Origin of the sequence: Kocuria sp., from assembly GCF_030530945.1 — a bacterium.
In the GTDB taxonomy this organism is placed as follows: Bacteria; Actinomycetota; Actinomycetes; order Actinomycetales; family Micrococcaceae; genus Kocuria.
Genome location: NZ_JAUMTZ010000002.1, coordinates 51,144 through 73,142 on the forward strand (window position 1 = coordinate 51,144; position 21,999 = coordinate 73,142).

Annotated in this window: 15 protein-coding genes and 1 riboswitch; of the genes, 2 read left to right on the forward strand and 13 right to left on the reverse strand. The window is 72.5% G+C overall.

The features are described from left to right. Positions 1–21: 21 nt before the first annotated feature. Positions 22–1,593, reverse strand: a complete 1,572-nt coding sequence (locus tag Q4A22_RS02705; RefSeq protein ID WP_303177032.1) for a bifunctional hydroxymethylpyrimidine kinase/phosphomethylpyrimidine kinase — start codon at positions 1,591–1,593, stop codon at positions 22–24. Next, a riboswitch (TPP riboswitch) is annotated at positions 1,581–1,674 on the reverse strand. Its footprint overlaps the gene before it by 13 nt. A gap of 95 nt (positions 1,675–1,769) precedes the next feature. Beyond that, positions 1,770–4,865, reverse strand: a complete 3,096-nt coding sequence (locus Q4A22_RS02710) for an Rne/Rng family ribonuclease (protein ID WP_368410539.1) — start codon at positions 4,863–4,865, stop codon at positions 1,770–1,772. A 494-nt stretch (positions 4,866–5,359) separates the two neighbouring features. On the opposite strand from Q4A22_RS02710, the gene Q4A22_RS02715 reads away from it, so the two are divergent. Further along, positions 5,360–6,001 (forward strand): vitamin K epoxide reductase family protein, encoded by a 642-nt coding sequence (locus Q4A22_RS02715; RefSeq protein ID WP_303177034.1) that lies wholly within the window; start codon positions 5,360–5,362, stop codon positions 5,999–6,001. A 76-nt stretch (positions 6,002–6,077) separates the two neighbouring features. Here Q4A22_RS02715 and ndk read toward each other — a convergent pair whose 3' ends face one another. From ndk to nirD, 5 genes are all read right to left on the reverse strand, one after another. Continuing rightward, positions 6,078–6,491 carry a nucleoside-diphosphate kinase gene (gene ndk / locus Q4A22_RS02720; protein ID WP_303177035.1) on the reverse strand — a complete coding sequence of 138 codons (414 nt, stop codon included), beginning with the start codon at positions 6,489–6,491 and terminating at the stop codon, positions 6,078–6,080. A 92-nt stretch (positions 6,492–6,583) separates the two neighbouring features. After that, positions 6,584–7,027 carry a DUF4233 domain-containing protein gene (locus Q4A22_RS02725; RefSeq protein ID WP_303177037.1) on the reverse strand — a complete coding sequence of 148 codons (444 nt, stop codon included), beginning with the start codon at positions 7,025–7,027 and terminating at the stop codon, positions 6,584–6,586. A gap of 30 nt (positions 7,028–7,057) precedes the next feature. Continuing rightward, positions 7,058–8,428 carry a folylpolyglutamate synthase/dihydrofolate synthase family protein gene (locus Q4A22_RS02730; RefSeq protein ID WP_303177039.1) on the reverse strand — a complete coding sequence of 457 codons (1,371 nt, stop codon included), beginning with the start codon at positions 8,426–8,428 and terminating at the stop codon, positions 7,058–7,060. Beyond that, positions 8,425–11,736 carry an isoleucine--tRNA ligase gene (gene ileS / locus Q4A22_RS02735; protein ID WP_303177040.1) on the reverse strand — a complete coding sequence of 1,104 codons (3,312 nt, stop codon included), beginning with the start codon at positions 11,734–11,736 and terminating at the stop codon, positions 8,425–8,427. The genes Q4A22_RS02730 and ileS overlap by 4 nt, the downstream gene beginning before the upstream one ends. 347 nt (positions 11,737–12,083) lie before the next feature. Further along, positions 12,084–12,452 (reverse strand): nitrite reductase small subunit NirD, encoded by a 369-nt coding sequence (gene nirD / locus Q4A22_RS02740; protein WP_303177041.1) that lies wholly within the window; start codon positions 12,450–12,452, stop codon positions 12,084–12,086. Between the two features lie 119 nt (positions 12,453–12,571). Between nirD and nirB the strand changes: the two genes are divergently transcribed. Further along, the gene (nirB, locus tag Q4A22_RS02745; RefSeq protein ID WP_303177042.1) at positions 12,572–15,223 is read left to right on the forward strand and encodes a nitrite reductase large subunit NirB; all 2,652 of its coding nucleotides are present in this window, start codon (positions 12,572–12,574) and stop codon (positions 15,221–15,223) included. Positions 15,224–15,879: 656 nt separating this feature from the next. Here nirB and Q4A22_RS02750 read toward each other — a convergent pair. The 6 genes from Q4A22_RS02750 to Q4A22_RS02775 form a co-directional block, all read right to left on the reverse strand. Continuing rightward, entirely contained in the window at positions 15,880–16,056 is a 177-nt protein-coding gene (locus Q4A22_RS02750) for a hypothetical protein (protein WP_303177044.1), read from the reverse strand. Between the two features lie 489 nt (positions 16,057–16,545). Beyond that, complete coding sequence (gene cobA, locus Q4A22_RS02755) at positions 16,546–17,745, reverse strand: uroporphyrinogen-III C-methyltransferase (RefSeq protein ID WP_303177046.1); 1,200 nt, start codon at positions 17,743–17,745, stop codon at positions 16,546–16,548. A 169-nt stretch (positions 17,746–17,914) separates the two neighbouring features. Then, positions 17,915–18,952 (reverse strand): siderophore-interacting protein, encoded by a 1,038-nt coding sequence (locus Q4A22_RS02760; RefSeq protein WP_303177047.1) that lies wholly within the window; start codon positions 18,950–18,952, stop codon positions 17,915–17,917. Beyond that, positions 18,949–19,833 (reverse strand): ABC transporter ATP-binding protein, encoded by an 885-nt coding sequence (locus tag Q4A22_RS02765; protein ID WP_368410540.1) that lies wholly within the window; start codon positions 19,831–19,833, stop codon positions 18,949–18,951. The genes Q4A22_RS02760 and Q4A22_RS02765 overlap by 4 nt, the downstream gene beginning before the upstream one ends. Then, positions 19,830–20,909, reverse strand: coding sequence for an iron chelate uptake ABC transporter family permease subunit (locus Q4A22_RS02770; protein ID WP_303177048.1), 1,080 nt, complete (start codon positions 20,907–20,909; stop codon positions 19,830–19,832). The genes Q4A22_RS02765 and Q4A22_RS02770 overlap by 4 nt, the downstream gene beginning before the upstream one ends. After that, positions 20,906–21,994: an iron ABC transporter permease gene (locus tag Q4A22_RS02775; RefSeq protein ID WP_303177049.1), complete on the reverse strand. Its 1,089-nt coding sequence runs from the start codon at positions 21,992–21,994 to the stop codon at positions 20,906–20,908. Before Q4A22_RS02775 ends, Q4A22_RS02770 begins: the two co-directional genes overlap by 4 nt. Positions 21,995–21,999: the final 5 nt, after the last annotated feature.

Below are 21,999 nucleotides of genomic sequence, written 5' to 3' on the forward strand. Positions count from 1 at the left end.
GATCCCCGGAAGCCGCGCCAGTCAGGGGAGCCGTGCGGCGTCGTCGGCGGTCTGGGCGAAGAACGCGAGCTCCAGGCGGCAGGCCCGCAGGAAGGCCCTGCGCATGGCCTCGCGGGTGGCCGGGTCCGAGGCGGCGGCTGCCCGGTCCACCGCCTCGCGCACGGTGTCCGTGGCCGCCTGGAAACCGGGGTCCGCGTACGTCTGCAGCCAGTCCGCGTACGGGTGCTCCGCGAGCCCGGCGGCCCGGGCGCGCCGCGTGAGCTCCGCACCCACGTGGGCGTAGAGCCAGTAGCACGGCAGCACCGCCGCGGCACCCACCGCGAAGCCGTCCTGGCCGGTGCGGGCCAGCAGGAAGTCGCTGTAGGCGCTCGTGGTGGCGGACGGCGGCTGGGGGGCCCGCCCCCCGAGCCGGGCCCGGTGCAGGACCGACTCCCCCGTGACCACGGCGCCGGCCGCGGTGGCGAAGAACTCGCGGGCCTCCTCCCCCGGGGCGGAGGCGGCGAGCAGGGCGAGGGCCCGGGAGTACGCCTCCAGGTACTGCAGGTCCTGGTCCAGGTACCACTCGAAGGCGTGGCGCTCCAGGGTGCCGTCCCCCAGTCCCGTGACGAACGGCAGTGCCGCGATCTCCGCGCGGATCCCCGCGCAGCCGCTCCACAGCTCGTCGGTGAAGCGCCCGGCGGCGTTCCCTGCGCGGAGGTCTCCGGAGGCGGGACCCGCGGCGTCGTCCTCCGCGCACGCCCGGGCCATGAAGGCGGGATCCGTCACCAGGTCCTGGACGTGGTGCATGTGGTGGACCGGTCCGTTGCCGTGGCCCACGTGCAGGGAGTCCGCCGCGCGCAGGGCACCGCGCAGCCATGCCCGTGCGGTGCTGACTCCCCCGGCCCAGTCCCCCGTGCGCGCCACCACGGTGGCCACCGCCGAGGAGAGCGAGCAGCCCGTGCCGTGGGTGTTGCGGGTGGCCACGCGCCCTCCTCCGTACCGCGCCACCGGCTCGGGGTGGCCGGGGACCACGAGGGCGTCCGGGGTGCTGTCCCCGGCCAGGTGCCCGCCCTTGACGAGCACGCGCGTGCCGAAGGCCTCGGCCACGGCGCGGCCCTGGGCCAGCGCCTCCTCCCAGCTCTCGGCCACGGACTCACCAGCCAGCACCGCGAGCTCCGGGAGGTTGGGGGTGATCAGGTCCGCGTGGTGCAGGACCCGGCGCAGCGCGTCCTCCGCGTCCGGCTCCAGCAGGCGTCCACCGGCGGTGGCCACCATCACGGGGTCGATCACCACCACGGGCGCGCGGCCGGCCGCCAGCCACCGCCCCACGGTCTCGATCACGGGCACGGACCCGAGCATCCCCACTTTCACCGCGTCCAGTTCCACGTCCTGCGCCACGGCGTCCAGCTGGGCCTGCAGCACGGCGACCGGCGGGGTGTGGACGTCCGTGACGCCCCGGGTGTTCTGGGCCACCACCGCGGTGATCACGCTGAGCCCGTAGCCGCCCATCGCGGCGATCGACTTCAGGTCTGCGGCGTGGCCGGCGCCGCCGGTGGGGTCCGTCCCGGCGATGGACAGGACGCGGGGTGCGGTGGCAGAAGGCGTGGGGCTCACGACATTCCCTTCGCTAGTGCGAGCTAGATCAGGTTCGACGGGTGTGTTCTCAGCCGCTGCGCGGCACCCCGTGTGCGTGGTCCCGATCATGCCACAGGAGCGCCCGGACGTGTCCGGACGCTCCTGTGGCATGCCCCACCGCGCGGCGTACCGGGTGCCGGTGCGCCGCGCGGGACTCAGCCCTGCTTGGGCGTCATGGTGATGTCCTGGGCCTTCACGCCTACACCCACCACCGTGGGCTGCCCGTCCGAGGGGGCGACGGCCACCTCCGCGGCCGCGGCGGTGAACCTGCTCGCACCCTGCTCGGAGGCGGTGTACTCACGGGTCTCCACGCTCGCGGTGCCCGGAGCAGCCGCGGGAGCCACCGCCCGGCGGGAGCCGCGGCGGCGTCGTGCGGGAGCCTGCTGCGCAGGCTGCTCCGCGGAGGCACGCTCGGTCGGAGCCGCCGCGGGCTCCTCGGCCCGGGTACCGGCGCCGGGGGCACCGACCACGCCCGTGGTCCGGGGCTGCTCCGCGTCCGCCCCGGTCGCTTCCCTGGCGCTCGACGACGCCGCGGCGTCCCCCTGGGACCGGCCACGACCCCGCCCGCGCCCGCGCTGCCGGGAGGAGCGCTGCCCGGAGCCGCCCTCGGAGCCCTGCTCCTCGGCGCGCCCCGAACGGTCCTCGCCCGAGAACGCGGCGGTGAGCGAGTCGAGGGTCAGGGACTCCTCGGCGGTCTCACGGGCCGCGTCCGCCGCCTGCTCGGGAGCGGCGTCCGCGCTCTGGCCCTGCGGCAGCTCGATGACCTCGCCGTGGATGGTCAGGCTGGAGGAGTCGCTCTCCCCCGCTTCGCGCCCCGAGCTGTTCTCGGAGCCGCTGCCGTCCTGCGAGCCGTTGTCCTCGCCGTTCTGCGCCCGGCCACGGCTGCGCTTGCCGCGGCGCTTCTTGCGGCGGCGGCCGCCCTCGGACTCGCCGTCACCGGTGTGCTCGCCGCCCTGACGGCCGCCGGAGTGCTGCTCCGAGCCGTCCTGGCGTGCGGAGTCCCCACTGCCGCTGCCGGCTCCGTCCCCGGAACCGTGCTGCGCGGCGTCGTCGTCCTCGTGGGAGGAGGCCGCGGCGATGTTCGCGAACGCCGTGCGGGTGGCCTCGCTGCGCGCCTGGTGGTCCTCCGAGCCCTGGGAGCGCCCGTTGGAGGTGGGGCGGTCCTGGGACGGGGTGCTCTGCTTGCTCCGCGACCGCTTGCGCTCGTGGCGGTTGCCGCCGCGGTGGTCCGTGCTCTGGGGCGCTGTGCGTCCCTTGAGCGGGTGGTCGTGGACCACCACGCCGCGGCCCGCGCACTCCTCGCACGGCTCCGAGAAGACCTCGAGCAGCCCGGTGCCCATGCGCTTGCGGGTCATCTGCACGAGCCCCAGGGAGGTGACCTCCGCGACCTGGTGCTTGGTGCGGTCCCGGCCCAGGCACTCCACGAGCCGGCGCAGCACGAGGTCCCGGTTGGACTCCAGGACCATGTCGATGAAGTCCACCACGATGATCCCGCCGATGTCGCGCAGCCGCAGCTGGCGCACGATCTCCTCGGCGGCCTCGAGGTTGTTCTTGGTGACCGTCTCCTCCAGGTTCCCGCCCGAGCCCGTGAACTTGCCGGTGTTCACGTCCACCACGGTCATGGCCTCGGTGCGGTCGATCACCAGGGAGCCGCCGGAGGGCAGGAACACCTTGCGCTCCAGGGCCTTCTGGATCTGCTCCTCCACGCGCATGTGCTCGAAGAGGTCCTCGTCCTCGGTCCAGCGCTGCAGCCGGTCCAGCAGGTCCGGGGCCACGTACGTCACGTACGCCTCGATGTTGTCCCAGGCCTGCTCGCCCTGGACCACCATGGCGGTGAAGTCCTCGTTGAAGACGTCCCGCACGGTCTTGATGGTGAGGTCCGGCTCGGCGTAGAGCATTTCCGGGGCGAGCGTCTTGGTGGAGCCCGCCTTCTCCTGGATCTGCTCCCACTGCGAGCGCAGCCGGTTGATGTCGTTGGTGAGCTCGGTCTCGGAGGCGCCCTCCGCGGCGGTGCGCACGATCACGCCGGCGCCCTCGGGCAGGCGGTCCTTGAGGATCTTCTTCAGCCGCTGGCGCTCCACGTCCGGGAGCTTGCGGGAGATCCCGGTCATGGACCCGCCGGGGACGTAGACCAGGTAGCGCCCGGGCAGGGAGACCTGGCTGGTGAGCCGGGCGCCCTTGTGCCCCACGGGGTCCTTGGTGACCTGCACGAGCACGGTGTCGCCGGAGCGCAGGGCGTTCTCGATCTTGCGGGGCTTGTTGCCGAGCTCCGCGGCGTCCCAGTCCACCTCGCCGGCGTAGAGCACGGCGTTGCGCCCGCGCCCGATGTCCACGAACGCGGCCTCCATGGAGGGCAGCACGTTCTGCACCTTGCCCACGTACACGTTGCCGATCAGCGAGTCCTGGGTGGTGTGGGAGACGAAGTGCTCCGCGAGGATCCCGTCCTCCAGCACGCCGATCTGGATGCGGTCCTCCTTCTGGCGGACCAGCATCTTGCGCTCCACGGACTCGCGGCGGGCCAGGAACTCGGCCTCGGTGATCACGTGGCGGCGGCGCCCGGACTGGCGGGACTCCCGCCGGCGCTGGCGCTTGGCCTCCAGGCGGGTGGAGCCCTTCACGCCCGTGACCTCGTCGCTGCCGGTGCCCTCGGAGCCGCGGGGGGCGCGCACCCGGGTGACCGAGCCGTCGGCGTCGTCCACGAGCTCCATGTCCTCGTCACCCCGACGACGCCGCCGGCGCCGCCTGCTGGACACGCCCGCCTCGTCCTCGTCCTCGTGGACCCCGCGCTCCTGTGCGGCCTCGCGCAGCCGGGCGGCCTGCGCCTCCGCGGCGCGGCGGATCTCCTCCGGGTCCGGGGCGTGGAACATCAGCGACGCGCCCGGTCCGAACGCTCCGAAGTCCTCCTGCGTGGGGGGCTCCTCGGAGTCCTCCGCGTCGGTGGTCTCCGCCCCGTCCCGGGCGGGATCCCCGGCCGCGGGCTGCTCCGCCGGAGCGGCATCCGGCGAGGTCGGGTCGGCTCCGGGCGCATCATCCTCCCCGGCGGTGGTGTCCTGCGGGGCGGCGGCCGCGGCAGTGGCGCGGGTCTCGGCGGGGTCCGGCATGTCCTTCGCCTCGGCGGCGGTCTCGATGGCCTGGCGCGTGCCGTCGATCTCGGTCACCGCGGTCTCGACGAGCTCCGCGGGCGTCTCCTCCGGGGCCCCCGGTTCCGAGGATGCGGTGTCCGGGGTGGTGTTGTCCTGTTCAGGTTCCATGTGCAGCTGTGCTCCTGCCCGGGACACCGCCCGCACGCGGGCCCGAGGTGTGCTCGGTCGGTCGAGCCGGTGGAATCCACGCGGCCGCCGGAAGTCGAGGTCGTACCCGCGGGCGCGGCATGTGACGCGCGCCGTCCGCGAGCCGGCGGATGCCCGAGTCGCTGGATCCGTGGACCGCGAACTTGCACCGGTGCGGACGCGCTCGATCCTGTGAGAGCCGCGGGTCCGCGCCGATGGTCGTCGGTGCTCCTGCCGGGCCGGTGTCCTCACGTGCGGCTGAGGGCCGACCGCTTGCCAGTATCTCACAGTCGTTCCCTGTCACGGCACATCCGGGGTGGTGCAGCCCACAGCCCGTGGCAGGGACGAGCCCGGAACACGCGGGGGCGCCCGCGGAACGGACGGGGGTCGTCAGGGCGACGCGGCGGGGGACGGCGGGTCAGACCGGTGGGGGCCGTCACGGAGAACCGGCAGGGGGGTGGTCTACGATCGGGCGCGTGAGTTCAGCATCCAGCACACCCCCCGCCAGCACCCAGCGCACCCCGGACCAGGTGCCCGCGCCCGTGACGCGCACAGACCGCTCCTGGGCCGTCCTCGCGGTGGTCCTGTCCGTGGTCGGCTTCATCGCGGCCGCCGTCCTCGTGGCGGAGCGCCTGGCCATCTTCCGGGACGCGAACCACCGCTCCAGCTGCGACCTCAACGCGTGGCTGTCCTGCGGCACGGTGATGCGCACCCCGCAGGCCGAGCTCTTCGGCTTCCCCAACCCGTTCATCGGCCTGGTGGCCTACGCCGTGGTGGTCGCGGTGGCCGTGGGCGTGCTCGCCGGCGCCCGCTACGCCCGGTGGTTCTGGTGGCTGCTGTGGCTCGGGATCGCCGCGGGCTCCGTGTTCACCCTGTGGCTGTGGTGGCAGACCACCTTCCACATCAACGCCCTGTGCCTGTACTGCATGGTGGTGTGGTGCGTCCAGACCCTGCTGCTGGCCCACACCACCGCGCGCATGCGCCGCGCGGGCGTGATGGGCTCCCACCCCGCGCCGGAGGCCGGGACCTCCGCGTGGGCGTGGCTGCTGGCGGTCGGCGTGCTGGTGGTCGTCTTCGGTGTGATCGCCGTGCGCTTCGCCACGGTCATCTTCGGCTGAGCCCTCCCCCGCCGGGGGAACGAGGACGGGGCGGCACCTCCTGGGAGGTGCCGCCCCGTTCTCGTGCTGCCGAGGCTCAGGCGAACCAGATGCCGATCTCGCGCTCGGCGGACTCCGGGGAGTCGGAGCCGTGCACGAGGTTCTTCTGCACCTTCTCGCCCCAGTCGCGGCCCAGGTCCCCGCGGATGGTGCCCGGGGCGGCCGTGGTGGGCTCGGTGGCGCCGGCGAGGCTGCGGAAGCCCTCGATCACCCGGTCCCCCTCGACCACGGCGGCCACCACGGGGCCGGAGAGCATGAACTCCACGAGCGGCTCGAAGAACGGCTTGCCCTGGTGCTCGGCGTAGTGCTGCTCCAGCACCTCACGCGTGGGGGTCACGAGCTTGAGCTGGGACAGGGTGTAGCCCTTGGCCTCGATCCGGGCCAGGATCTGCCCGGTGAGCCCGCGCTGGACGCCGTCCGGCTTGACGAGGACGAGGGTGCGCTGGGACATGGGTTCTCCTTGCGGTCGACGGGCCCGCGGGTGCGGGCCGCGGGTTCTGCTGTGCCGCCACCGAGCCTAGCGAATGCGGCGACGGCCGTGGCTCAGGCCTCGGGGTGCGCCGCCTCCCAGCGCCGCTGCTCCTCGGCCCGCCGCTCGTTCTCCCGGTCCATGCGCCCGCCCTTGACCACGGCGTACCACCACGCGAGGGCGCACAGCAGCCCGATCGCGAACATGGCGGGCACCAGGAAGCCGGTGGCGATCAGCACGAGCTGCAGCACCCAGCCGGCTGCGTAGCCCCACGGCCTGCGCAGCGCCCCGCACAGCAGGACGAACAGGGCCGCGAGCACCACGGAGCCACCGAGCAGCCACAGCCTCTGGGCAGTGCTCCACTCCCGGGCCAGGAGCCCGAACGCCGTGAGGGCGGCGAAGAACACGATGAACGCCTCGATGCTGAGCACGCTCGAGGCGAACATCGTCCTCACCGAGCGCTGCTTCTTGGGCTGGCCGGGGCGCCACTCGCGCTGGGCCTTGGTCATGCGGGCCATGCCGCTCCTTCCGTGCGGTCGGGGGTGGGGTCACAGGCCGAGCAGCGCACGGGCCTCACCCACCACGGTGATGGACCCGGTGACGAGCACCGCGCCGTCGAACTGCTCGCGGGCCGCGGCGTCCTGGATGGCCGCCGCGCAGGCGTCGTCGAGGCGCGGCGTAGCGTGCACGGCGTCCTCGTCGAAGCCCATGTCCACGGCGATCTCCGCGAGCTCCTCGGGGGGCACCGCGCGCGGGGACTGCGAGGCGGTGCACCACAGCTCCAGCTCGAACTCGTGGTACTCGTCCGCGAGCACGCGGAGCATCTGCTCGGCGTCCTTCTCGCGCAGCACACCCACCACGAGGTTCAGCTTGGTGAACGTGAACGCCTCCCGCACCGCCGCCGCCGAGGCCAGCAGCCCGTGGGGGTTGTGGGCGGCGTCGAGGATCACGGGCGGGGCCGTGCGGGCGAGCTCCAGGCGCCCCGGTGAGGACACCGCGCCCAGGCCCTGCGCCACGAGCTCGGGGTTCAGCGGCTTCTCCCCGCCGCCGAGCAGTGCCTCCATGGCGGCAATCGCCAGCGCCGCGTTCTGGGCCTGGTGGGCGCCGAACAGCGGCAGCATGAGGTCGGGGTAGACGTCCGCGAGCCCCTGCACGGTGATGACCTGCCCGCCCACGGCGGTGGAACGGGCGGTGACCGAGAACTCCACGCCCTCGAAGCGGAACGGGTCCCCCAGCTCGCGGGCCCGCTCCAGCAGCACCTGCGCGGCCTCGGGCGGCTGCGCGGAGCTGACCAGGAAGCCCTCCGGCTTGATGATCCCGGCCTTCTCCCGTGCGATGTCCGCCACGGTGTCCCCCAGGATCTCGGTGTGGTCCAGGCCGATGGGCGTCACCACGGACACGGCGGCGTCCGCCACGCTGGTGGCGTCCCACGACCCGCCGATGCCCACCTCCAGCACCATCACGTCCACCGGCTCGTCCGCGAACACCGCGAAGGCCAGCACCGTGAGGATCTCGAAGTACGTCAGCCGCGGCGCACCGTCCGCCTCCAGGCGACGGTCCACCAGGTCCAGGTAGGGCGAGATCTCCGTCCAGATCCGCACGAAGGTCTCGTCCGGGACGGGCTCGCCGTCGATGCTGATCCGCTCGGTGACGCGCTCCAGGTGCGGGCTCGTGTACCGGCCCACGCGCAGGTCGTGCGCGAGCAGCAGCGACTCGACCATCCGCGCGGTGGAGGTCTTGCCGTTGGTCCCGGTCACCTGCACCACGGGGGCGCTGCGGTGCGGGTCCCCCAGCGCGGCGACCGCGAGCTGCACGGCGTCCAGCCGGGGGGCCATCCGCTCCTCCGGCGCCCGCCCCAGGAGGTACTGGTAGATCTCCTCCACGGAGGCGAAGTTCTCGTGCTCGGCGTCCACGCTCATGCCCCGACCACCTCCACGGCCACCGACAGCTCGGGGGCCTCGACGAGCTCCAGCTCCCGGGTGAGGGTCTCCCCCTGCACGAGGTCCCGGTGCGCAGCCACGGCGGCGAGGGTCTCGGCGTCCGCCCGCAGCACCGTGCGGATCCGGTCCGAGACCACCAGCCCGGCCTCCTTGCGGGCCTGCTGGATCGCGCGGACCACGTCACGGGCCACACCCTCGGCGCGCAGCTCGTCCGTGAGCGCGGTGTCCAGCACCAGGAAGCCCCCGCCCGGCAGGACGGTGACGGCGCGCGCGGCGGACGCGGCGGCGTCGTCGACCACCGTGGCGAGCTCGTACTCGCCCTCCTGCAGGGCCACCCCGCCGGCGACGACGCCGCCGTCCGCCGCGAGCGACCAGTCGCCCGCCTTGGTGGCCCGGATGACCTGCTGGACCTGCTTGCCCAGGCGCGGGCCCGCCGCGCGGGCGTTGACCTTCAGCTCCTGGGAGATGCCGAAGTCCGCCGCGGAGACCTCGTCCGCGTCCTCGAGCGTGACCGACTTGAGGTTCAGCTCGTCCGCGACGATCTCCTGGAACGTGCCCTCCAGCGCGTGCGCGCCGGGCACGGCCACGGTCATCCCCGCGAGCGGCTGGCGCACCCGCAGCCCGTGGGCCTTGCGCAGCGCCGAGCCCGCGGAGCAGATGGCGCGCGTGCGCTCCATGGCTGCCACCAGCTCCTCGTCCCGCGGGAACAGGGAGGCGTCCGGCCAGTCCGTGAGGTGCACGGAGCGCCCGCCCGTGAGCCCCCGCCAGATCTCCTCGGTGACCAGCGGCAGCAGGGGCGCGGCCACGCGGCACAGCGTCTCCAGGCAGGTGTACAGCACGTCGAAGGCCTGGGTGTCCTCCTCGAAGAACCGTTCGCGGGAACGGCGCACGTACCAGTTGGTGAGGGTGTCCATGTAGCCGCGCAGCGCCTCGGCCGCGCCCCAGATGTCGTACTCGTCGAAGAGCCGCCTGGTCTCCGTAACCAGCGCGCCGGTGCGGGCCAGGATGTAGCGGTCCATCACGTGCTCGGCCTCGTGGCGCTCCCGCGCGCGGTAGCCAGCACCGCCGTCCGCGGCGTTCGTGTACAGGCCGAAGAAGTGGTAGACGTTCCACAGCGGCAGCAGCATCTGGCGCACGCCGTCCCGGATGCCCTCCTCCGTGACCACCAGGTTCCCGCCGCGCAGGATGGGCGAGGACATCAGGAACCAGCGCATGGCGTCCGAGCCGTCCCGGTCCAGGACCTCGTTGACGTCCGGGTAGTTGCGCAGGGACTTGGACATCTTCTGCCCGTCCGAACCCAGCACGATCCCGTGGGAGATCACGTTGCGGAACGCCGGGCGGTCGAACAGCGCGGTGGCCAGGATGTGCAGGGTGTAGAACCACCCGCGGGTCTGGCCGATGTACTCCACGATGAAGTCGCCCGGGTTGTGGGTCTCGAACCACTCCCGGTTCTCCATGGGGTAGTGCACCTGGGCGTAGGGCATGGACCCGGAGTCGAACCACACGTCCAGCACCTCGGGCACCCGGCGCATCACGGACCTCCCCGTGGGGTCGTCCGGGTTGGGGCGGGTCAGCTCGTCGATCCACGGCCGGTGCAGGTCCACCTCGCCGGCGGCGTTGCGGGGCAGCCGGCCGAAGTCCTGCTCCAGCTCGGCCAGGGATCCGTAGACGTCGCGGCGCGGGTGGGCCGGGTCGCTGGACTCCCACACCGGGATGGGCGAGCCCCAGTAGCGGTTGCGGGAGATCGACCAGTCACGGGCGTTCTCCAGCCACTTGCCGAACTGGCCGTCCTTGACGTTGCCGGGGATCCAGTTGATCTGCTGGTTCAGCTCCACCATGCGGTCCTTGATGGCCGTCACGGAGACGAACCAGGAGGACACGGCCCGGTAGATCAGCGGGTTGCGGCAGCGCCAGCAGTGGGGGTAGGAGTGCTCGTAGGACGCCTCGCGCAGCAGCACGCCGCGGGCCCGCAGGTCCCGGACCACGGTGCGCGCCACCTCTTTGTCGAACACGTTGTGCCCGGTCAGCTCCGCGAGCGGAGCCCCCGCGGCCAGCGACTCGTCCGCGAACCAGTCGTAGAAGCGGCCGCCCTCGTCCACGGAGAGCACCACGGGGATGTCGTAGCGGGCGCACGTGATCTGGTCGTCCTCGCCGTACGCGGGCGCCTGGTGGACGATGCCCGTGCCGTCCGTGGTGGTCACGTAGTCCGCGACCAGCACCTGCCACGCCCGCTGCGTGCCGAAGCGCTCGGTGTCCAGGAGGTAGTCCCACAGCGGGGCGTAGCGGATGCCCTCCAGCTGCGCGCCCGTGTAGTGCGCGGTCACCGCCTGGGCCACCGCGGCCGCCGGGTCCTCGGCGTCCCCGTAGCCCAGGTCCTTCGCGTAGCCGCCGGCCAGCTCGGCGGCCACCAGGAACCGGCGGCCCGTGAGCTCCCCGGCGCCGGGCACGAGCACGTAGTCGATCTCCGGCCCCACCGCGAGCGCCTCGTTGGTGGCCAGGGTCCAGGGCGTGGTGGTCCAGGCGATGGCCTCGGCACCGGCCAGCTCCGCCGCCACCTCGGGGTGGGTGGCCCAGGAGGTGTCCTCCGCGAGGCGGAAGGCCACGGTCACGGAGGTGTCCTGGCGCATCTTGTAGACGTCGTCGTCCATGCGCAGCTCGTGGTTGGACAGCGGCGTCTCGTCCTTCCAGCAGTACGGCAGCACCCGGTAGCCGGAGTAGACGAGGCCCTTGTCGTCCAGGGCCTTGAACGCGCCGATCACGGACTCCATGTACTCCGGGTTCAGCGTCTTGTAGTCGTTGTCGAAGTCCACCCAGCGGGCCTGGCGGGTGACGTAGTCCTGCCACTCGCCCGCGTACTTCAGCACGGAGGCGCGGCAGGCGTCGTTGAACGTGTCGATGCCCATGGCCTCGATGTCCTGCTTGTCGGTCATCCCGAGCTGCTTCATGGCCTCGAGCTCGGCCGGCAGGCCGTGGGTGTCCCACCCGAAGCGGCGCTCCACGCGGCGGCCCTGCTGGGTCTGGTAGCGGGCCACGAGGTCCTTGACGTAGCCCGTGAGCAGGTGGCCGTAGTGGGGCAGGCCGTTGGCGAAGGGCGGGCCGTCGTAGAACACGAACTCGTTGGAGCCGCGCTCGCCGCGCTCGCGCTGGTCGATGCTCGCCTGGAAGGTGTTGTCCCGCTTCCAGTACTCGAGGACGCGCTCCTCCACGGCGGGGAAGCGGGGGGCCGCGGGGACGCCGCGGGCCTGCGGGTCCGTGCTGGCCTGGGGGTACACGAAGGATTCGGACACGGTGCTCCATCCTGAGGGGTCGGTCGTTCAGGATGCGAGGACGCTCGGGTGTGCCGGGCACACCGGTGGCGCGGTACCACCTCGCTTGTCCGCCGCGCCGCCGGGGATGCCGACGACGCCGCGAGCCGCTCGTTGGGGGCTGTCACGGGCCCGAGTCGTCCGGTTCTACTGAGACCCCTGGGGTCCGTTCTTCCGGAGGGGCTCCCCGGTGATGGCCGGATCGACACCCGTGCGCGCGGGGCGCACCCGCCCATGGTACCGCGCGCGGCGGCGTCGTCCGCAGGTCCGTTACGAGGTGCGCCTGGTGACTGTGAGAAGTGGCCACCGGGAGCCCTCAGGGCGGGTGATCAGGCGCGGGGCCGGAGAAGAACGCGGCCGTCCACCACGCGCACCGGGTGGACAGGCAGCGTGTACTCGCCGCCCGCCACGCACTCGCCCGTGGCGAGGTCGTAGGTCTCCTTGTAGAGGGGTGAGGCCACGGTGTGGCGATCTCCCTGGCGGCCCACGATCCCCCGGGCGATCACAAGCGCGCCGGAACGGGGGTCCCGGTGGTCCGTGACGAACACGTGGTCGTCGTTGGTGCGGAACACGGCGTACTCGTGGCCCCCCAAGATCGCGGCCTCCCCCCAGTTGGCCTCCAGGTCCTGGAGGGCGCACACGTCCACCCACTCCTGCTCCGACCGCGCGGACGGGCCCTGCGGGCTGTCGTGGTCCATGGAAAACCTCCCACCGCGCCGCGGGGGCGCCGGAATATTTCGCATTGTCGGCGCTAATATAGCAGTGTCCCCGCTCACCTCGGGAGCGGGGCGCCCACCCACTGCCGGACGGAGACACCATGACGCAGCTCCCCGCTCACACACCCGGCCCCCGGGCCCGGTCCATCCTGGTGCTGGGAGGTGGGCCCGCGGCGTTCCGCCTGGTCCGCGCCCTGCTCCAGCGGCCCGCCTTCGAGGACCGGGTCACCGTGCTGATGGACGAGACCCACGCGCCCTACGACCGTGTGGCCCTCGAGCAGCTCTTCGCGGACCCGCAGCGGGACCTCACCCTCGGGGACGGCTCCCTGTGGGAGGACCCGCGCGTGCGGCTGCTCACCGGCACGCGCGCCGTGCACCTGGACCGGCAGAGCCGCACCGTGACCGACGACCGCGGCGAGGAGCACCCCTACGACGAGCTGGTCCTCGCCACCGGGTCCCGCGCCGCCGTGATTCCCATTCCCGGCTCGGACCACACCCACGTGTTCCGCGGGGTGGACGACGTGCGGACCATGGTGGCGGAGGTGGAGCGGCTCACCACGCAGCTGGGCAGGGCGCCCCGCGCCGTGGTGGTGGGCGGCGGACTGCTGGGTCTGGAGGCGGCCCAGGGGCTGCAGCACGTGGGCGCCGAGCCCACCATCCTGGACGTGGCCCCGTGGCTGCTGTCCGTGGAGCTGGACGAGGCCGGTGGCCACGCCGTGAACGAGGCGATCCGCGGCACCGGGATCGGCGTGGAGTGCGGGGCGTTCATCTCCTCCGTGAATCTGGACGCCGAGAGCCGCGTGGTCTCCGTGTCCCTCGCACAGTCCCTCGGGGACGAGTCCCACACCCGCAGCCTGGACGCCGACATGGTGGTGATGGCCGCGGGCATCCGCCCGAACGACGAGCTCGCCGCGGCGGCCGGCCTGGAACGGGGCCCGCGCGGCGGCGTCCTGGTGGACGAGCACTGCCGCACCGCCGACCCCCACGTGTGGGCCATCGGCGAGGTGGCCTGCATCCTGGGCCGCACCTGGGGCCTCGTGGCGCCCGCGAACGCCATGGCCGAGGCCACGGCCGAGAACCTCACGGGCGGGGACACCGCCGTCGCCGACTTCGACGTGGCCACCAAGCTGAAGTTCGCCGGGCTGGAGGTGGCCGGCTTCGGGGACCGGCGCGGCGAGACCCCGGGCTGCCTGGAGGTGCTCTACGCGGACCCCGCGCGCGGGATGTACCAGAAGGTCGTGGTGTCCAAGGACGCCACCACCCTGCTGGGCGGCGTGTTCGTGGGGGACGCCTCCCCCTTCGACTCGCTGCGCCCCCTGCTGGGCCGGGAGCTGCCCGCCGAGCCCGGCGCGTACCTCTCCGCCGCGGGCGGCGACGGGGTGCCCGACACCGAGCTGCCGGACGACGCCGTGCTGTGCTCCTGCAACAACGTGGACTTCGGCACCGTGCGCGCCGCCGTGGACGCGGGCAGCCGGGACGTGGCGTCCCTCAAGACGTGCACCAGCGCCGGCACCCAGTGCGGCTCCTGCGTGCCCATGCTGGAGAAGACCCTCAAGCAGCGCATGGCCGCCCTGGGACTGTCCGTGTCCAAGGCCCTCTGCGAGCACTTCGAGATGTCCCGGCCCGAACTCTACGAAGCCGTGCGCGGCGCGGGGCTCGAGGACTTCGAGTCCGTCCTGGCCCGCTTCGGCACCGGCGCGGACGGCTGCGCCCTGTGCAAGCCCACCGTGGCGTCCATCCTGCACTCCCAGGTCCACGCCTACTCGCTGGACGGCGGGCGCGGCACCCTGCAGGACACCAACGACCGCAACATGGCCAACATGCAGAAGGACGGCACGTACTCCGTGATCCCCCGCATCCCCGGGGGCGAGATCACGCCCCACAAGCTCGGCGTCCTGGCCGCCGTGGGCGAGAAGTACGGGCTCTACACCAAGATCACCGGCGCCCAGCGCATCGGCCTCTACGGTGCACGCCTCGAGCAGCTGCCCGAGATCTGGCGCGAGCTCGTGGCCGCCGGCTTCGAGTCCGGCTCCGCCTACGGCAAGGCCCTGCGCAACGTGAAGTCCTGCATCGGCAGCTCCTGGTGCCGCTTCGGCGTGCAGGACTCCGTGGCGCTCGCCGTGGACATGGAGAACCGCTACCGCGGACTGCGCTCCCCCCACAAGTTCAAGTTCGGGGTCTCCGGCTGCAGCCGCGAGTGCGCGGAGGCGCAGGGCAAGGATGTTGGCGTGATCGCCACCAGCAACGGTTGGAACCTCTTCCTGGGCGGCAACGGGGGCTCCAACCCCGCCCACGGGCGGCTGTTCGCCAAGGACCTCACCCGCGAGGAGGTCTTCCGCTACGTGGACCGCTACCTCATGTACTACATCCGCACGGCGGACAGGCTGCAGCGCACCGCCCGCTGGTTCGAGGACCTGGACGAGACCTACGGGGACGGCATGCAGCACGTGCGCAGCGTGATCGTGGACGACTCCCTGGGCATCTGCGCGGACCTGGAGGCGGAGGTGGCCCGGCACCTGGACGCCTACGAGGACGAGTGGGCGGCCACGCTCGCGGACCCGGAGCGGATGCGCCGCTTCCGGGCGTTCGTGAACGAGCCACAGGGCGCTCCCGCGGACCTCGACGCCCGCATGTACGTGCTGGAGCGCGAGCAGATCCGCCCGGCCACCCAGGACGAGATCGCCGACTCCGAGGCCGGGCGGGGCCACCGGGTGCTGGTCTCCGGGGCGCGGATCCCCGTGGGCCGCCCCTGAGGAACAGTGTCGAAGCGCTGGGGCCGTAGGTGCGTGACGGCGTCAGCCCCGGGCCGGGTTGCGGGATCATGGACAAGACGGCCATATTCACCCCGCCCATGCTTCTGAACTGCAGAATTAAAGACAACGCCAGGTAATTTCGCACAAACCCCGCGTCGACTGCATCAAACCAGGTACGAGGTGATTAACCAAAATATTTCACCGAGCCCGGTGACTGCCACACATAATAGAGTCAGCTGGTTCGCGAATAAAACATCTTTGTCGATGTCTTTTTTGCTCATAGTGCCGCTGGTTATAGTTTTGGCGTACATGCGCATCTGCTTTTCACCGAAGCGCCCTGAGCGCCCCAAATAAAATGCTACCAGCAACATGAGACACCAGATCCCCAGGAGCAGACCACCCTCGGAATTAACGTCATCCCCAGCGAGTACAGAGGCCGTGCCAATCGTAACTATTAGCGTCAGGCCAATGGCGGAAAGAGTTGCCGGCCGTTTCACTGAATCTCCGATCTGCGCAACATCCCGCGCGTATAAATATTTAAAAACATCCCACGACCTGGCACACGGTCGACCGGGCGCCAGGTATGAGCCTTTTCACCATCAGGACGAAGCTACCGGACGTTCTGCACAATAAAGACGTTTCGGCGTTCTTGGCAGCTACAAGCTGCCGGTTTGGTCTTTCTTTTCAAACAGGTAGGACGCCACCGCGGCGACAATAACAAAGATGGCCAGCGCAATGACCCAGAACGGCGCGTGGGCAGCAATTGCCCACACTGTCAAAAATATTCCAAAGAGCGCTTTTGAAATAGCAGAATATACAGTTCTTCTTCTCATGCCGTCACCTTCCGGTCGTCATTATTTTTCCAGGAATCCCCTGTAGTGAAAATCGTAATTGCGGTTTTTCCTCCGCCCATTGGGGCCTGATCTAGCCCTCATCTCAGCGGGTAGTCATAGTATTCACACCGTCACACTTCCTGACCTTGGCTACGGTATGGGCGGCTCGCCCAGAATCGGTGAAGACCACGGCTGTCGCCCCAAGCCCGTCAATCCGTTTGGTTTGGTGACCGACCACATCACAGGCGAGGGGTGAAGCCGGAATCCAATCCGTGCATGACTGCCGGGCTGCGGAGGATCCAGGGGACAGCGCCGTAAAACTGCTCGGACATGGGGGCTCCCGTCATTGAAAGCAGCAGTGAGCTGAGAGTAGCCCTGGAAAACCCTCCCCAACAGTAGAAATATGGTCTGAGTCATAAAAATTTTTCGTGTCCCGTCACCACGGGGCGGCACCCGCCGCCCCCGCCCACCGTCGCCCGCTCCCGCGCCTCAGCCCCGGCCCAGCGCGGCCACCCGCCCCACCAGGATGACCGCCGGGGCGCGCACGTCCCGCTCCTCGGCGAGGGCGGCGATGCTGCCGAGCTCCCCGACGGTGGACCGCTGCTCGGGTGTCCAGCCGCGCTCGACCACGGCCACGGGGATGTCCTCGGGATAGCCCGCGGCCACGAGGGTCTCGGCATTGCGGGCCAGCCCCCGCACGCCCATCATCAGGATCAGCGTGTGCCCCTCCCGGTACGGCACGTGGTGCAGCTCCTGGTGGGCGGTGATGACCGTGAACCCGTGGGCGATGTCCCGGTGGGTCACGGGGATCCCGGCCGCCGCGGGCACGGAGATGGCGGAGGTGACCCCGGGGACCACCTCGGTGGGGACGCCGTGCGCGTGGCAGAACTCCACCTCTTCGCCACCGCGCCCGAACACGTACGGGTCCCCGCCCTTCAGGCGCACCACGCGCAGCCCCAGTCGGGCCTGCTCCACGAGGGTCTCGTTGATCCGGTCCTGGGTGAGCGTGTGGTACCCGGCGCGCTTGCCCACGTCCACGATCCGGGCGTGCTCGGCCAGGCCGGGCAGCAGGTCCGTGGGGCCCAGCCGGTCCGCCACGACCACGTCGGCACCGGCGAGCAGGTGGCGCCCGCGCACTGTGAGCAGCCCGGGGTCACCCGGTCCGCCGCCCACCAGGGCCACCGTGCCAGGCGGCTGTGCCCCCGGCTCCGGGGCGTCCTCGCGTCGCGCCCCCACGGGCACTTCCCCCGACTCCAGCCGCGCGGCCACCCACGCGGCCACGGCGGCGGCGCGGCGCGGATCGCGGCTCGCATGCACGGACACCTGGACGCCGTGGGCCTCGGCGGTGGCCGGCACCCAGGCGGTCCCGGCGGCTGGGTCACCGCCCTTGACGCACGGGATGCGGCGCTCCTCGGCCTCGGCGGCCACGCGGTCCTGCAGCTGCGGCGAGCCGGTGTGCGCGAGCACGAGCCAGCACTCGTCCAGGTCCTCGGTGCGGTAGCCGCGTTCGTGCCACGTCAGCTCACCCGCGCGGGCGCGCTCCCGCAGCACGTCGGTGACCTCGGGGGCCACCACGTGGACGTGGGCACCCTCGGCCACCAGGGGGGCGGTGCGGCGCTCGGCAACGGGTCCGCCGCCCACGACCAGCACCCTGCGCCCCGCCAGGTTCAGTCCCACTGCGTAGGTCATGGGCGGGCACTCCTGGGCTGAGGGGCGGGGGTTGGGACCCCGCCATGCTACGCCGGGACGCCCCGCCCGCCGGGGGCTCCGTCACACGCGTGTCACAGTCCACTGCCGCAGGCCGCGGCGCCGCCACGACCGTCCGCACGGTGTCCGCGTCCGCCGACGGCCCGCTCCCTCACTCGGTGGCGGCGCCCTGCTTCCAGTACCCCATGAAGGAGATGTCGGTCTTGGGCACTCCCCCGCTCACGCACATGCGCCGCAGCGACTTCACGGCCGCGGACTCCGCCGCCAGGAACCAGTAGGTCCCCCGCCCCTCGGAGCGGGCGGTGTCCCACACGAAGTCGGTGTCGTCCTGCCAGCGCTCGACGTCCGGGTCCCCGGCGTGCCAGTAGCGCCGCGCGCGTTCCGACAGCCGCTCCCACAGCCACAGCTCGAGCTCCAGGTTTCGCTCGCGGCGCCCGCGGGGCAGCCAGGTCCACGTGAGCTCCGTGCCGCCCTCCAGCGTCACCCGCCGGGTGTGGCCGTCCTCGGACGACGCCGCCCGGGCCAGGGCCCGCGGTCCCGCCGGGACGACGGCGTCGCAGGTCTCGGGGACCTCCACGGCCACGGTGACCGAGCGGGGCGGGACGTACGCGGTGGCCGGGTCCTGGTTGACCCGCACGCCCTTCTCGATGCCGTCGACGATCGCGGAGACCGCGGGCAGCGCCGTCTCGTCCCCGGCGACCACCACGTCCTGTCCGGCGGCCCGGCGTTCGTCCCACGCGGCCCACCAGGTGCCCTCTCCCCCGGGCACGAGCAGCTGGGCGGTGTCGCCCTCGCGCACCGTGTCCCCCCACGTGGCTCCCGGGCCCATGCCGAGCTCCGGGTCCTCGTGGATGACCACGTCGATCGCGAGCTCGGGGACCACGGTCCCGGCGAGCTCCACGGTGGCGGCGTCGCGCACCGTGTAGGTGCGCATCCAGCCGCGGCGCTCGGGCGGGGTCGCCATGTACTCGCGCCGCCACCGGCCCATGTCGGAGAGGTCCACGTCCACGGTGGCGCCGGGCGTGGGCGGGATCAGCACCTTGACGTAGGCATCCGCACGGGGCCCGGGGCCCTGTGCACCCCACGGCAGCTGTCGCAGGGACTCACCGGCCACCCGCACGCGCACCAGGTGGTCGCTGAGCCTCTCGCGCCGGGTGACGGTGGCGTTCACGCACGCCAGATGGGTCATGAGAGCACCTCGCTGTCGTCGGTCCTGTCGGTGGTGGGCAGGGGGATCACCACGCGGGCGTCCGTCATGTCGTCGTGGAGCACCCGGGCCCGCATGTCGAACACGCGGCTGACCACGGCGTCCGTCATGACCTCCTCGGCGGAGCCCCGGGCCACCACGGCGCCGTCCTTCATGGCCACCAGCACGTCCGCGAAGCGCGCGGCCAGGGAGAGCTCGTGCAGCACCATGACCAGCGTGATCCCGCGGGAGCGCTGCAGCCGGCACAGGATGTCCAGGATCTCCGCCTGCCGGGCGATGTCCAGGTAGGTGGTGGGCTCGTCCAGCAGCAGCACGCCGGTCTGCTGCGCCAGGGCCAGGGCGATCCACACGCGCTGGCGCTGACCGCCCGAGAGGTCCGTGACCTGCCGGTCCATGAGGTCGCACAGTCCCGTGAGCTCGAGCGCCTCGGCCACGGCGTCGTCGTCCTGGGCGCGCCAGCGGCCGAAGGCCCCGCGGTGGGGGTGGCGGCCGCGGGAGACGAGCTCCCGCACGCTCACGCCCTCGGGCGCCACGGGGTCCTGCGGCAGGAAGCCCACGGTGCGCGCGAAGCGGGCGCGGTGCCAGTCGCCGACGTCCTCCCCGCCCACGAGCACCTGCCCGGCCAGGGGGTTCAACTGGCGGGCGCAGGTCTTCAGCAAGGTGGACTTGCCGCAGCCGTTGGCCCCCACCAGCGCCGTGACCCGGCCCGCGGGGAACGTGAGGTCCACGTCCCGCAGCACCGGCGTGCCACCGTACCCGGCGGCGAGACCGCGCACGGTCACGTCCGACGCCGCCGCGGGCGCCTCGGCCGCGGCCGTCCCGCTCCGCGCCGCGCGCCGCATCTCTCGCTCCTGGGTGGTCATGCCTCCGCCTTTCCTCGCCCGATCAGCAACCAGAGCAGCGCGGGCGCACCCGCCGCCGCGGTGACCACGCCGACGGGCAGTGCGAGGCCCGGGATGGCCTCGGCCGCCACGTAGTCGGAGACCACCATGAGCAGCGCCCCCACGAGGGCGGCGTGGTGGGCGCTGCCCGCGCCCCTGCCGAGCCCCCGGGCGATCGGCGCCGCCAGGAAGGACACGAACGCCACGGGCCCCACGGTGGCCGCGGCCACCGCCACCAGCACCACCGCGAGCGTGAGCGCCGTGAGCCGCGCGCGCTGCACGCGCACCCCCAGCCCGGAGGCCAGGGAGTCGCCCGTGCCCAGTGCGTCCACCGACGGGGTCAGCAGGGCGCTCAGGGGCAGCAGCACCAGCAGGCACAGCGCCACCTGGGCGATGTCCACCCACGAGGCGGCGTTCAGCGAACCGGTGAGCCACTGCATGGCGTCCTGGGCGGCGTAGATGTCCGCCCGGGTGAGCACGCCGTTGATCGCCGCGGCCGTGAGGGCCCCACCGGCCACGCCGGTGAGCACGAGCTTGCCGATGTTCGCCCGGGTGCCCCCCGCGGCCAGGATGACCGCGAGCATGAGCCCGAAGCCGCCCACCAGGGCGCTCACCGTGACGGCCATCCCGGAGAGCCCGCCGAGGGTGATGGCCACGACCGCGCCCAGCCCGGCTCCGGAGGAGACGCCCATGATGTCCGGGGAGGCCAGGGGGTTGCGCAGCACCCGCTGGAACAGGTGCCCCGCGAGCCCGAAGGCGATCCCGGTGAGGATGCCCAGCACGGTGCGCGGCAGGGTGATCTCCCACACGATGTAGTTGGCGGGCCCGGTGTAGTCGTGGGAGAGCACCGCGACCAGGTCCGGGACCGCCACGGTGAACTTGCCCAGCGCGATGCGCGCGAAGGAGGCGAGCAGCAGCGCCACCGCCAGGGCGAGCGTGACCCGCAGCGTGCGGCGTCGTGCGCGGGCGCGGCCGGCGCGCACGGCGGCCACGGACCCGGAAGCAGGGGCGGACGCGGTGCGGCGGGAGGTGGAGCGGTCCACCGCGGTGGTGCTCACGAGGCAACCGCCTTGCCGCGCAGCACGGCCACGAGGGCCGGCGCGCCGATCACCACGAGGGCGATGCCCACCTGGATCTCGCGGTCCGGCACCAGCACCCGCGCGAGGACGTCCGCGACGAGCACGATGACGGGCCCCGCCAGCACGCAGGCCGGGAGGACGCGGCGGTAGGACACACCCAGGAACACCCGCATAGCGTGGGGCACGAGCAGCCCGCAGAACACGAGCGGGCCCACGAGGGCGGTGGAGGTCCCCGCCAGGAGCACGACCGCCAGACCGGCGAGCGAGCGGGTCAGGGCGGGGTGCGTGCCGAGTCCGCGGCCCAGCTCGTCGCCGAGGCTGAGTGCGTCGAGCGACCGGGCAAGCGAGCAGCCGAGTGCGAGCCCCACCAGGATCCCGGGGGTCGCGAGCACCAGGAAGGTGCCGTCCGGCCGGGACAGCTCCCCCACCTGCCAGCGGCGGAAGCTGTCGAACGTGGCCTGGTGGCTGAGCAGGACCGCGCTGGTCAGGGCGGTGAGACCCGCGGAGACGGCGGCGCCGGTCAGCGCGAGTGTCACGGGTCGAGCCCCGCCGCGGGCCGCCGAGGCCAGGGCGTAGACGGCGGCCATGGCCACCGCGGACCCCAGGGCGGCAAGCCACAGCTGGTGCGTGACCCCGGAGAGGCCGAAGAAGGCCCCGCCGGCCACCACGGCGAGCGCGGCTCCGGCGGTGAGCCCCAGGATGCCGGGGTCCCCGAGGGGGTTGCGGGTGGCTCCCTGCAGCAGGGCGCCGGCCACCGCGAGGGCGGCACCGGTGAGGATCCCGGCGGCGGTGCGCCACACGCGGGACTCCACCACCGCGCCGTCCAGGGGTGCCACGCCGGGCACGGCGCCGGGGTCGCCGAAGAACACGTGCGGGACCACCCGCCACGTGGTGGCCGCGTCAATGGGGCGGGAGCCGCACGAGACGGACAGCACGGCCGCCACCACGAGGAGGAACGCGAGAAGGACCCACACACCCGCGCCCCGCCCCGAGCGGGCCGCGGTGGCGGTGCTCGGGGCGGGGCGGGAGGTGCCGCGGGACGCGGCGGTGGTGCTGAGCGTCACGAGGA